The organism is Aeromonas sp. 600886 (assembly GCF_049174935.1).
Lineage (GTDB): Bacteria > Pseudomonadota > Gammaproteobacteria > Enterobacterales > Aeromonadaceae > Aeromonas > Aeromonas veronii_A.
Map to the genome: position 1 here is coordinate 70,392 of NZ_JAAKUB010000010.1, position 11,734 is coordinate 82,125.

14 protein-coding genes are annotated in these 11,734 nt (G+C 60.5%); 10 read left to right on the top strand and 4 right to left on the bottom strand.

Annotation, left to right across the window (positions count from 1 at the left end):
• Positions 1-212 precede the first annotated feature (212 nt).
• Together mpl and G5179_RS09955 are read left to right on the top strand one after the other, a co-directional pair.
• Complete coding sequence (gene mpl, locus G5179_RS09950) at positions 213-1,583, top strand: UDP-N-acetylmuramate:L-alanyl-gamma-D-glutamyl-meso-diaminopimelate ligase (protein ID WP_118854605.1); 1,371 nt, start codon at positions 213-215, stop codon at positions 1,581-1,583.
• Positions 1,580-2,191, top strand: coding sequence for a flavin prenyltransferase UbiX (locus G5179_RS09955; RefSeq protein ID WP_042052375.1), 612 nt, complete (start codon positions 1,580-1,582; stop codon positions 2,189-2,191). The genes mpl and G5179_RS09955 overlap by 4 nt, the downstream gene beginning before the upstream one ends.
• 72 nt (positions 2,192-2,263) lie before the next feature.
• On the opposite strand, the gene G5179_RS09960 is transcribed toward G5179_RS09955, so the two are convergent.
• Complete coding sequence (locus G5179_RS09960) at positions 2,264-2,878, bottom strand: TetR/AcrR family transcriptional regulator (protein WP_005362858.1); 615 nt, start codon at positions 2,876-2,878, stop codon at positions 2,264-2,266.
• A 201-nt stretch (positions 2,879-3,079) separates the two neighbouring features.
• Between G5179_RS09960 and hpt the strand changes: the two genes are divergently transcribed.
• From hpt to G5179_RS10000, 8 genes are all read left to right on the top strand, one after another.
• Complete coding sequence (gene hpt, locus G5179_RS09965; RefSeq protein WP_368166394.1) at positions 3,080-3,610, top strand: hypoxanthine phosphoribosyltransferase; 531 nt, start codon at positions 3,080-3,082, stop codon at positions 3,608-3,610.
• Positions 3,611-3,721: 111 nt separating this feature from the next.
• Complete coding sequence (locus G5179_RS09970) at positions 3,722-4,639, top strand: ABC transporter ATP-binding protein (RefSeq protein WP_005354634.1); 918 nt, start codon at positions 3,722-3,724, stop codon at positions 4,637-4,639.
• Positions 4,636-5,409: an ABC transporter permease gene (locus tag G5179_RS09975; protein ID WP_421258292.1), complete on the top strand. Its 774-nt coding sequence runs from the start codon at positions 4,636-4,638 to the stop codon at positions 5,407-5,409. The genes G5179_RS09970 and G5179_RS09975 overlap by 4 nt, the downstream gene beginning before the upstream one ends.
• 226 nt (positions 5,410-5,635) lie before the next feature.
• The gene (locus G5179_RS09980; protein WP_337073495.1) at positions 5,636-6,787 is read left to right on the top strand and encodes a double-cubane-cluster-containing anaerobic reductase; all 1,152 of its coding nucleotides are present in this window, start codon (positions 5,636-5,638) and stop codon (positions 6,785-6,787) included.
• 9 nt (positions 6,788-6,796) lie between these two features.
• Positions 6,797-7,579 carry an acyl-CoA dehydratase activase gene (locus tag G5179_RS09985; RefSeq protein WP_320545803.1) on the top strand — a complete coding sequence of 261 codons (783 nt, stop codon included), beginning with the start codon at positions 6,797-6,799 and terminating at the stop codon, positions 7,577-7,579.
• On the top strand, positions 7,576-7,884 hold the full coding sequence (locus G5179_RS09990) for a DUF3343 domain-containing protein (RefSeq protein ID WP_421258293.1): 309 nt from the start codon (positions 7,576-7,578) through the stop codon (positions 7,882-7,884). The genes G5179_RS09985 and G5179_RS09990 overlap by 4 nt, the downstream gene beginning before the upstream one ends.
• Positions 7,885-7,898: 14 nt before the next feature.
• A complete protein-coding gene (locus tag G5179_RS09995) occupies positions 7,899-8,318 on the top strand; it encodes a MauE/DoxX family redox-associated membrane protein (protein WP_421258294.1) in 420 nt (139 codons plus the stop codon).
• A 4-nt stretch (positions 8,319-8,322) separates the two neighbouring features.
• A complete protein-coding gene (locus G5179_RS10000) occupies positions 8,323-8,850 on the top strand; it encodes a rhodanese-like domain-containing protein (protein ID WP_421258295.1) in 528 nt (175 codons plus the stop codon).
• A gap of 83 nt (positions 8,851-8,933) precedes the next feature.
• Here G5179_RS10000 and G5179_RS10005 read toward each other — a convergent pair whose 3' ends face one another.
• From G5179_RS10005 to panC, 3 genes are all read right to left on the bottom strand, one after another.
• Entirely contained in the window at positions 8,934-10,298 is a 1,365-nt protein-coding gene (locus G5179_RS10005; protein WP_421258312.1) for a cation:dicarboxylate symporter family transporter, read from the bottom strand.
• 152 nt (positions 10,299-10,450) lie between these two features.
• Entirely contained in the window at positions 10,451-10,801 is a 351-nt protein-coding gene (locus G5179_RS10010) for a putative quinol monooxygenase (protein ID WP_005335638.1), read from the bottom strand.
• A gap of 24 nt (positions 10,802-10,825) precedes the next feature.
• Positions 10,826-11,683, bottom strand: a complete 858-nt coding sequence (gene panC / locus G5179_RS10015) for a pantoate--beta-alanine ligase (protein ID WP_005335639.1) — start codon at positions 11,681-11,683, stop codon at positions 10,826-10,828.
• Positions 11,684-11,734 lie beyond the last annotated feature (51 nt).

Here is an 11,734-nt window from a genome sequence, read left to right on the forward strand (position 1 = left end):
CGTCACAAAACCGAAGAATTGTAAGAAAGTGCGACACAAAATCAAGCCTCAAATAAAACCCAACAACCCACTCCAGCCTCGCACACCGCGACAGCGACAATATTTCTGCCTCCAGTGCGTCATCTGTGGGCCTCTCACCATGAGTGCGGCTTGTGCCACCACCGCAACACCCCCTAGAATGCCCACTTCCCTTTACTGCGAAAGGAAGCGGTATGCATATTCACATTCTCGGGATCTGCGGCACCTTTATGGGTGGTCTGGCGGTGTTGGCAAAACAGCTTGGTTATCGGGTGACCGGTTCGGATGCCAATGTCTATCCCCCCATGAGTACCCAGCTCGAGCAACAGGGCATCGAACTGACCGAAGGCTATGACCCCTCCCAACTCGATCCGGCGCCGGATCTGGTGGTGATTGGCAACGCCATGAGCCGTGGCAACCCCTGTGTTGAATATGTGCTGGATCGCAATCTGCCCTACATCTCCGGCCCCCAGTGGCTGCTGGAGCATGTGCTGCAAGATCGCTGGGTTCTGGCCGTTGCCGGCACCCACGGCAAGACCACCACCGCCAGCATGCTGGCCTGGGTGCTGGAGTATGCCAAGCTGGAGCCCGGTTTCCTCATCGGCGGCGTGCCGGGCAACTTCCCGGTCTCGGCCCGTCTCGGCTCCGCCCCCTTCTTCGTCATCGAAGCGGACGAGTATGACTGCGCCTTCTTCGACAAGCGCTCCAAGTTCGTCCACTACCATCCACGCACCCTGGTGATGAACAATCTGGAGTTCGACCACGCGGACATCTTCCCGGATCTCGCCGCTATCCAGCGCCAGTTCCACCACCTGATGCGCACCGTGCCGAGCAACGGCCGGGTGCTGTTCCCGCAAGCGGATGACAACCTCACCGCCGTACGCAAGATGGGCTGCTGGAGCGAAGTGGAGCTAGTGGGTCAGAACGACGCCAAGTGGAAGGCGGTCAAGCTGGCCGACGACGGCTCCGCCTTCGAGGTGTGGCTGGATGGCGAAAAACAGGGCGAGGTGCACTGGGAGTGCATCGGCGAACACAACGTCAACAACGGTCTGATGGCCATCGCGGCCGCCCGCCATGCCGGTGTCATGGTGGAGCACGGTATTGCGGCGCTCTGCCAATTCAAATCCCCCAAACGGCGGATGGAGCTCAAAGGCGAGGTGGCTGGCATCAGTGTCTATGACGACTTTGCCCACCACCCCACCGCCATCGAGACCACTCTCGGCGGCCTGCGCGCCAAGGTGGGAGAAGCCCGTATTCTGGCGGTGCTGGAGCCTCGCTCCAACACCATGAAGCTGGGGGTTCACAAGGAGGAGCTGGCTGGCTGCTTCGATGGCGCCGACGAGGTGTTCTTCTTCCAACCCCCCAACATCGGCTGGGATCTCGGCGAGGTGACGGCCCATATGACCCGTCCGGCCAAGGTATTCAACGATCTGGAGACCCTGATCAACCGGCTGGTGGCCGAGAGCCGCGATGGCGACCATATTCTGATCATGAGCAACGGCGGCTTCGGTGGCATTCATGACAAGCTGATCGCCCGCCTCAAGGATTACCACGGCGAACTATGAACAAAGCGATCACCCTGGCGCTGACCGGCGCCTCCGGCGCACCCTACGCCCTGCGCCTGCTCCAGTGTCTGGTGCAGGCGGACTATCGGGTCTACCTGCTCGCCTCATCGGCGGCTCGTGTGGTACTCAAGACAGAGCAGCAGCAGGATTGGCCCGGCTCCCCGAAAGAGCTCTCAGCCTATCTTTGTCGCCAATATGGCGCCAAAGAGGGTCAGATAGTCGCCTGTGGCAAGGAAGAGTGGTTCTCGCCGGTGGCCTCCGGCTCGGCCGCGCCCAAACAGATGGTGGTCTGCCCCTGCTCCATGGGCACCGTCTCGGCCATTGCCAACGGCACCTCCGACAACCTGCTGGAGCGGGCGGCGGATGTGGTGATCAAGGAGCGCGGCCAGCTGATCCTGGTGCCCCGCGAAACCCCCTTCTCTGCGATCCATCTGGAGAACATGCTGAAACTGGCTCGTCTTGGCGTGACCATCATGCCTGCCGCCCCCGGTTTCTATCATGAGCCGAAAAGCATCGCCGATCTGGTGGACTTTATGGTCGCCCGCATCCTCGATCATCTGGGTGTCGAGCATGAGCTGACCCACCGCTGGGGCTATGGCCACCAGTGAAGTGACCGCCACATTCGGCCATAAAAAAACGGCGCCACTCAATGAGTGACGCCGTTTTTTCGTTAAGCCGTGTTAGCGAGCCTGAATTGGCGCAGTCACGTACTTGAACAGGAAATCAGTCACCTCTTGGCGCGCCGGGCGCTGAGGTTGATTGATCATCTGCATCATCACATAGCCAAAACCGGTCAAAGAGCGGGCCAGATCCTGTGCCGACAGCACGCTGGTGATCTCCCCTGCATCCATGGCGGTTTGCAGCTCGCTGGCGATCAGCTCAAGGCACTGATCGAGCAGCCGGGTATAGCGGGGCCATACCTCTTCCCGAACCGATGAGCTCCACTCCAGCCAGATACCGGCATAATCCGGTTGATCGTAGGCGGCATCGACAGAGAGGCGTACATGACGCTGGATCTTGTCGAAAATGGAGCCCTGGTCACCGTATGCCTGCGACAGCATCTGGTTCACAAAGCGTTCGATCTCGGCCAGCACCTCATCTACCAACTCCTCGCGGGTGTTGAAATAGTTGAAGACGGTAGCCACAGAGACCTTGGCCTGTTCGGCTATCTCGGCGTGACCTGCACGGCCAATGCCGCGACGGGAGAACACCTCGATGGCACATTCCATCAATTGGGAGCGACGAGCTTCCGGCGACAGCCGGGTACGACGTCTTATTTCTGCGCGTGGTTCCATAGTTTTTATCATCTAATAGTTATTGATTATGGTGTTTATAGTATTTTAACTAATCATGCCTGAGTGCCTGCTAACTCTATCAATTAAAATAAGCTGATAAAAGCACCACGTATCTCTAGCACCCTTCGACATGAGTGGTAGAATCATCGGTTTTGATATTCATGAACGGCCAAATCCCCTTTGGCCTTATGGGAGTAAGTGATGAAACACACCGTCGAGGTGATGATCTCCGAGGCTGAAATCGCCGCCCGGATCGCCAAATTGGGTGAAGAGATCACCGCCCGCTATCAGGGTTCTGACGAAGTCGTGATGATTGCGCTGCTGCGCGGTTCCTGCATCTTCCTGGCCGACCTCTGCCGCCAGTGCCAGCTGCCCATCACTCTGGACTTCATGACAGCCTCCAGCTACGGCTCCGGCATGCACAGCACCCGTGACGTCCGCATCCTCAAAGACCTGGACGATGACATCAAGGGCAAGGATGTGGTGATCGTGGAAGACATCATCGACACCGGTTACACCCTCAACAAGGTGCGCGAGATCCTCTCCCTGCGCGAGCCGAAATCCCTGGCCATCTGCACCCTGCTGGACAAACCCTCCCGCCGCGAAGTGCAGGTGCCGGTCGACTGGATTGGCTTCGCCATTCCGGACGAATTCGTGGTCGGCTGTGGCATCGACTACGCCCAGAAGTACCGCAACCTGCCGTTTATCGGCAAAGTGGTACCCCAGGAGTAAGCCAGGTTCAGGAATATCACGGGTGAAGCGGTCTTGCGCCCTTTACTCTGTGCAGGCGGCCTTGGCCGCCTTTTCTGTATCGAGCCGGATTCAACCATCACAGAGGTTGCAATGAACGCATTGGAAATCAGCGGCCTGAAAAAGACCTATCAGGGGGGCGTCGAAGCCCTTAAAGGCATCGATCTTACCGTCAGGCAGGGGGATTTCTTCGCCCTGCTCGGCCCGAACGGCGCGGGCAAGTCCACCACCATCGGCGTCATCAGCTCGCTGGTGAACAAGAGCGCCGGCAAGGTGAAGGTGTTTGGCTACGACATCGACAGCGATCTCGAACAGGCCAAGGCCCAGCTCGGACTGGTGCCGCAGGAGTTCAACTTCAGCCAGTTCGAGAAGGTGATCCAGATTGTCACCCATCAGGCCGGTTTCTATGGCGTGCCCAAGGCGGAAGCCAAGATCCGCGCCGAGAAGTACCTGCGCCAGCTCGATCTGTGGGAGAAGCGCGACATGCCAGCCCGCACTCTCTCAGGCGGCATGAAGCGTCGCCTGATGATCGCCCGCGCCCTGATGCACGAGCCCAAGCTGCTGATCCTCGATGAACCGACCGCCGGGGTCGATATCGAGATCCGCCGCTCCATGTGGACCTTCCTCAAAGATCTCAACGAGCAGGGTGTCACCATTATTCTCACCACCCACTATCTGGAAGAGGCGGAGATGCTCTGCCGCAACATCGGCATCATCGACAAGGGTCGTCTGATCGAGAACACCAGCATGAAGAATCTGCTGGGCAAGCTGGGTCGCGAGACCTTCCTGCTCGACCTTGCGCCAGGTTCTGCCGTACCCGAGGTGCCAGAGTTCAACGGCCGCATGCCGGATGAGCGCACCCTTGAGGTGGATCTCGACAAGAGCCAGTCACTCAACAGCCTGTTCGAGCAGCTGTCGAACCAGCAGGTGCAGGTCGTGAGCATGCGCAACAAGGCCAACCGGCTGGAAGAGCTGTTCGTCAATCTGGTCGAAGAGGGGAGAAAAGCATGAATCTGGCCATCTATTACATCGCCTTCAAGAGCATTCTGGCCAAAGAGGTGAGCCGCTTTACCCGGATCTGGATCCAGACCTTGGTGCCACCGGCCATCACCATGAGCCTCTACTTCGTCATCTTCGGCAACCTGATCGGTTCGCGCATCGGTGACATGGGTGGCTTCACCTACATGGAGTTCATCGTGCCCGGCCTCATCATGATGTCGGTGATCACCAACTCCTACTCCAACGTCGCCTCCTCCTTCTTCAGCGCCAAGTTCCAGCGCAATATCGAGGAGATGCTGGTGGCGCCGGTGCCCAACTACGTCATCATCGCCGGCTACGTGGGCGGTGGCGTGGCGCGCGGCCTCTGTGTCGGCCTTATCGTCACCCTGGTGTCGCTGTTCTTCGTGCCGCTGCAGGTCCACCATCTGTTCAGCGTCTGCTTCACCGTACTGCTCACCGCCATCCTCTTCTCGCTGGGGGGGCTCATCAACGCGGTGTTTGCCAAGACCTTCGACGATATCAGTATCATCCCCACCTTCGTGCTGACGCCGCTCACCTATCTGGGCGGAGTGTTCTACTCCATCAGCCTGCTGCCCCCCTTCTGGCAGAGTGTCTCCCAAGTGAACCCCATCATCTACATGGTGAACGCGTTCCGTTACGGCTTCCTCGGCATCTCCGACGTGCCGCTCGGCACCGCCTACCTCATCATCATCGGCTTTATCGTGGCCCTCTACGGTATCGCCTGGTGGCTTATCTCCCGGGGTACCGGACTGCGCCACTGATGACCAGAACGGGCACCTCGCGGTGCCCGTTTTTTATTCCCCCTGTAGCCCCTTCAACCTGCCAGCCCCCTTCCCAATAACCAGCCTGTCATTAAGGAGTTACCTGACACCTTGTGATCCACCGCAATTTTCGAATTACCCCCAAAGGTATAATTCTCGCGGTTGGATGTGCCGTCACGGATGGCCCGTCCGTCTCTTCATTTCTCTCATCAGGGCAGGATCGCCTATGTCACTTATCACCGAGTTGCCAGCCATATTCGATAGTTTTTCAGATGCCCGTCGGCAGGGCTTTCTGGCTGTAATGGCACTCAAGGAGCGACAGATCCCCCTGATCGGTACCTACTGCACCTTTATGCCGCAGGAGGTGGCGATAGCCGCCGGCGCCGTGGTGGTATCGCTCTGCTCCACCAGCGACGAGACCATCGAGGAGGCCGAAAAGGATCTGCCCCGCAACCTCTGCCCGCTCATCAAGAGCAGCTACGGGTTCGGCAAGACCGACAAGTGCCCCTACTTCTACTTCTCCGATCTGGTGGTAGGGGAAACCACCTGCGACGGCAAGAAGAAGATGTACGAGTACATGGCCGAGTTCAAACCGGTGCATGTGATGCAGTTGCCCAACCGCGCCGATGACGAGGCCTCCCGCACCCTGTGGCGCAGCGAAATCGTCCGCTTCAAGGAGTTGCTGGAGCAGCAGTTCGGCAAGCCCATCAGCGAGCAGGCATTGCGAGACGCCATCGTGCTGAAAAACCGCGAGCGCCGCGCGCTGGCCGATTTCTACCGGCTGGGCCAGCTCAATCCGCCGGCACTCAGCGGTACCGACCTGCTCAAGGTGGTCTATGGTGCAACCTTCCGCTTCGACAAGGAGCAGCTCATCAGCGAGCTGCAGGAGATGACCCGCAGCATCAAGGTCGAGTATGCCGAAGGCAAGCGGCTTGATGCCCGCCCGCGCATCCTCATCACCGGCTGCCCCATCGGCGGCGCGGCCGACAAGGTGGTGCGCCTTATCGAGGAGCACGGCGGCTGGGTGGTGGGTTACGAGAACTGCACCGGCGCCAAGGCGACCGAGCAGTGCGTCAGCGAAGAGGGCAACCCGTTCGATGCGCTGACCGACAAGTATCTGGCCATAGGCTGCTCCTGCATCTCTCCCAACCACCAGCGCATGAATCTGCTGAGCCAGATGGTGGAGGAGTATCAGGCGGACGGAGTGATCGATGTGATCCTGCAGGCTTGCCACACCTATGCGGTGGAGTCGCTCGCCATCAAGCGCCATGTGCGCGAACGCCACGGTATCCCCTACATGGCAGTCGAGACCGACTACTCCAGCGCCGACAAGGGACAACTGGCGACCCGGCTGGCCGCCTTTATCGAGATGCTGTAAGGAGGCGCCGTGTCACTCTCCATCGGGATTGACTCGGGCTCCACCGCGACCAAGGGGATCCTGTTCGACAGCCGGGATGGCGGGCGTATCGTCCGCCGTTTTCTGGTGCCGACCCCCTTTCGTCCGCTGGCTGCCATCGAGCAAGGCTGGGAGGAGCTCTCGGCCGATTTGCCCCAACGACCTTATCTGACGCTGACCGGCTATGGCCGGGATCTGGCGTCGTTCGCCGATCGCCGAGTCACCGAGATCTCCTGCCACGGGCTGGGCGCTCGCCTGCTCTGCCCATCGGTACACACCGTCATCGACATCGGCGGGCAGGACAGCAAGGTGATCCAGCTCGATAGCGACGGCAACCTCACCGATTTTCTGATGAACGACAAGTGCGCCGCCGGCACCGGTCGCTTTCTCGAGGTGATCACCCGCACTCTGGGTGCTCGGGTCGAGCAGCTTGACGAACTGCTGCAAGGGGCCGAGCCCCACGACATCAGCAGCATGTGTACCGTGTTTGCCGAATCGGAGGCTATCAGCCTGCGCTCGGCGGGCATTCCGGCCGAGTCAATCCTGGCCGGTATCGTCCGCTCCATGGCCCGGCGCAGTGCCAACTTTATCGGCCGCCTCGGCGCCCGACCGAGCGTACTCTTTACCGGCGGTGTCAGCCACTGCGCCACCTTCCGCCACTATCTGGCCGAAGGGTTGGGCTGCGAAGTGGCCACCCACCCGGATGCCCAGTTTGCCGGTGCGCTGGGTGCCGCCCTGTTCGGCGCGCGCGCCAGCACGGGAGGCAAATCATGAATCAGGAGTTTCTCTACCTGTTCCACTCTACCCTCGGCACGGTCAGACTGCGCAAGCGGCTGGAGCAGCACAACCAGTCGTTTCGGGTCTGCGACGTGCCGCGCCTGCTCAGCGCCGGCTGTGGCCTCGCCATTCGCCTCCACTGCCCGCCAGATGAGTGGCAACAGTGGTGTCAGAACGGTGAAACCGCTGCCGTCTTTCGCTGCGAAGCGGACGGCGACTATCAGGAGCTGGCCCGCTATCCGGCCGATAGCCCGGACATGGCGAAGCAAACGCCTGTGGCTGGCAGTCGGAGTCATGGATGATAAAGAGCTCTCCCATGGCCGTTTATCTGCGCATGCTGGCCAATCTGGCGCTGGGGGGATTCTTCCTCGCCTCCGCCGGGTTCAAGCTGATATCCTCCGCCCTGTTTGTCGAACAGATCGCGGCCTTCGGACTGATCTGGCCACCGCTGATCCCGTTTGCCGCCTGGGGGCTGATTGCCCTTGAGCTCTGCGCAGGCCTCGCGGTGATCGCCAACCAGCGCTGGGGGCTCTGGCTGGTGATCGGGCTGCTCGCCCTGTTTATTCCGGTGTTGGGCTATGGCGTTGCCATCGGGCTCGACATCTCTTGCGGCTGTCTGGGCAGGGCTGATCTCAGCTCATTGCCGGAGGCCATTGTGCGGGATCTGCTGCTACTGACGCTTGCGGGCGCCCTGCTGCGAACTTCCCGCCCCGTTTTTCCCGTTCCAAAGGAGTAGTGACATGATGACATTGCGATCCCGCACTCTGCTGGCCTCGCTGATCGCCGCCAGCTTTGCCCTCGCGGGCTGTGGCGACAACCAGTTCGAGCAGGAGGTGAAGCTGGAACAATCGGCTGTACAGCTGGCACAGGAAGCGCAGCAGGGGGGCTATCAGCTGCTGACCGTGGCCGAGCTGAAGACCCGGATGGACAAGGGCGAGGAGCTGGTGATCATCGACACCATGCCCTATGAGGACTCCTACAAGAAGGAGCACATCCCGGGCGCCAAGAACTTTGCCTTTGTGAAAGAGGCCAAGGCTGGTGACAACTGGAGCGAGATCGTCGAGGGAAGCGGCACGGCGGAACAGTTCCAGGCACTGCTGGGTGAAGACAAGTCCCGCCCGGTGGTGATCTACTGCGGCTTCGTCAAGTGCGGCCGCAGCCACAATGCCGCCGCCTGGGCGGTGACTCAGGGCTATCAGCAGGTCTATCGGGTGCCGGGCGGCATCTTTGCCTGGAAAGGGGCCGGTTACACCGTCTCTGCCGAGTAACCGCGTTTGCTCACAAGGCAACACAGCCGATATGAAAGAAGCCCGCAACTGCGGGCTTCTTTCATATTGGGCAACACTCGGGGTTAGCTGGCGGCCTGCACCTGCGGCTGCTCCGCTTGGGCCAGCTGTTGCTTGCCCAGCAACCGCTTGGTGATCATCGCCGCCATGATGGAGCCGTTGACGTTGAGGGCGGTACGGCCCATGTCCACCAGCGGCTCAATGGCGATCATCACCCCCACCAGCGCGATGGGGAAGTTGAGGGTGGAGAGCACGATAAGCGCAGCGAAAGTGCCGCCACCGCCGACGCCAGCCACCCCGATGGAGCCCAGCGCAATGACCGGCAGCAGAGTCAGCAGGAACAGGGGATCAAACGGGTTGATGCCGAGCATGGGGGCAATCATCGCCACCATCATGGCCGGATAGATGCCGGCGCAGCCGTTCTGGCCGAGGTTGGCACCGAACGAGGCGGCAAAGTTGGCGATGCTGGCGGGCACGCCAAGACGTTGCTGGGTCTCGATGCTGAGCGGGATGGAGGCGGCGCTGCTGCGGGAGATAAAGGCGAAGGTGAGCACGCCCCACACTTCCCGCAGATAGTGGAGCGGGTTCTGACCGATCAGCAGCAGGATCACCATGTGCACCGCAAACATCGCCAGAATGGCGACATAGCAGACCAGAATAAAGCCGAGCAGGCTGAGGATCTCGCTCAGGGGATAGTGGGCCACCACCCGGGCGATCAGCGCCATCACGCCATAGGGGGTGAGCGCAATCACCACCCGCACCATCTTCATCACCCACAGTTGCAGGGTGTCGATGGCGACGGCGGCGCGAGCACCAGTCTCTGGATGCTCCGCCTTCAACTGCAGCAGGGCAACCCCCGCCAGCACGGTGAAGATCACCACCCCGATCACCGAGAGGCCGCGGCTACCCGCCATATCGGCGGCAAAGTTGGTGGGCACCAGCGAGAGCAGCAGAGCCGGCAGGGTCTGGGCACTGTCGATGGTGCTCATATTCTGTTGCAGCGCTGCGCTGTCGCTGCCGTGGCTCAACAACCCGGCTGCGGTGAGACCGCTCAGGTGGGTCACCGTCATTCCCACCACACCGGCGATCATCACCAGAGTCAGCATGGAGCCGATCAGCACGGCGCTGATCTTGCCGAGAGACTGGGCCTGCTCCAGCTTGTTGATGGCGGAGAGGATGGAGGTGAACACCAGCGGCATCATCACCACCTTGAGCAGGCTGACATAGCCGCCGCCGATGATATTGACCCACTCCAGGGTCTGCTGAACGCCGGCATCATCGGCACCCCAGCCCAGTTGCAGAACCAGCCCGAACAGGGCGCCAAGCAGCAGACCCGCAAGCACCTTGCGCGAGAGCGGCAAACCGGTAGGCAACCGGGTAAGAGCAAAACAGAACAGACAGAAAACAAGCGATGCAATCAGGACAAACATCATGAATACCTGTAGCGGCCATCAGGCCGAAAGTGGATAGAAACGAAGGGAAATGCGGGCTGGGCCGCAGAACAAAACGCCGGAATGCAGGAGAGTGCAGGCGTGAAAAAGCAGCGGACGCCCAAGAGGGCGCCCGCTGGCAATCGGGGGTATTACTTCTTTACGGGGGCGTCGTACTGTTCGGGTTCGTCGCTATAGACGCAGACATTCCACTTCGCGGCCAAACCATCTTCCGCCAGACAGTAACGCTCGAAGAAAGCCTTGATCTCCGCGCGCTGGCAGTGCGCCTCGAAAGAGGCCATATCTTGCCAAATCTCGTTGAACACGATGGGGAAACTCTCCCCCTCGGCAAACGGGCTGGCGATGTGGCGGGTCACCCGATATTGCAGGCAACCATCTTCACGCAGGGTGTTGGGCTCGAGCGCCTGCAGCACCTGAAACAGGGCCTGCTCCTGACCGGGTTTGGGCAGGAATTGGGCAATGCAGTAAACCTTCTTGGACATGGGGTCCTCCTGGTTGTGGCGGGCTCAGGCTTGCTGCAGCGTGACCACTTGATTGTCGATAAGGCGGGCCTTGCCAAGATAAGCGGCCATCAGGATCACCAGCTGCGCGCTCTCGTCAGTGGCGGATTCGAGGGTGGCGGCATCGACGATGTCGATGGCATCGGTACGAAAACCGGCGTTGTCGAGACGCTGGCTGGCCTGCGCCACCAAGGAGGGCAGGTGGTGATCACCCGCTTCGATCTGCTCGGCGATCCAGTTCATTGTGCGCGCCAGCTCGGGTGCAATGGCCCGCTCGGCGGCAGTCAGGTAGCCGTTGCGGGAAGAGAGTGCCAGCCCGTCTTCGGCCCGCACGGTGGGCACGCCGACGATCTCGATGGGCATCGCCATGTCGGCCACCATCTTGCGAATAAGCGCCAGCTGCTGGTAATCCTTCTGGCCAAAGCAGGCCACATCCGGCTGTACCAGATTGAACAGCTTGGTAACGACGGTGCTGACCCCACGGAAGTGACCCGGACGCAGCGCCCCCTCCAGCAGATTGGAGAGACCCGGCACCTCGACGAAGGTCTGGCTGGCCAGCCCCTGCGGATACATGATCTCCGGGGTCGGGGTGAACACCATATCGACCCCGGCCGCTTCCAGCGCAGCGCAATCCTGCTCCAGAGTGCGCGGGTAGTTGGCAAGATCCTCGGCCTTGTCGAACTGCATCGGGTTGACGAAGATGCTGACCACCACTTTCTCGGCGTGGCTGTGCGCCTCTTTCACCAGCGTCAGGTGGCCCTGATGCAGGTTGCCCATGGTGGGCACGAATGCGATGGCACGCCCTTCACGGCGCCATTGGCTGATCTGCTCACGCAGAACGACGGGATTATTTACGACCAACATCAGCAGTTCACCTTCCGATAAATCAAAAAGAGAGACGGGTTGCATCTACCG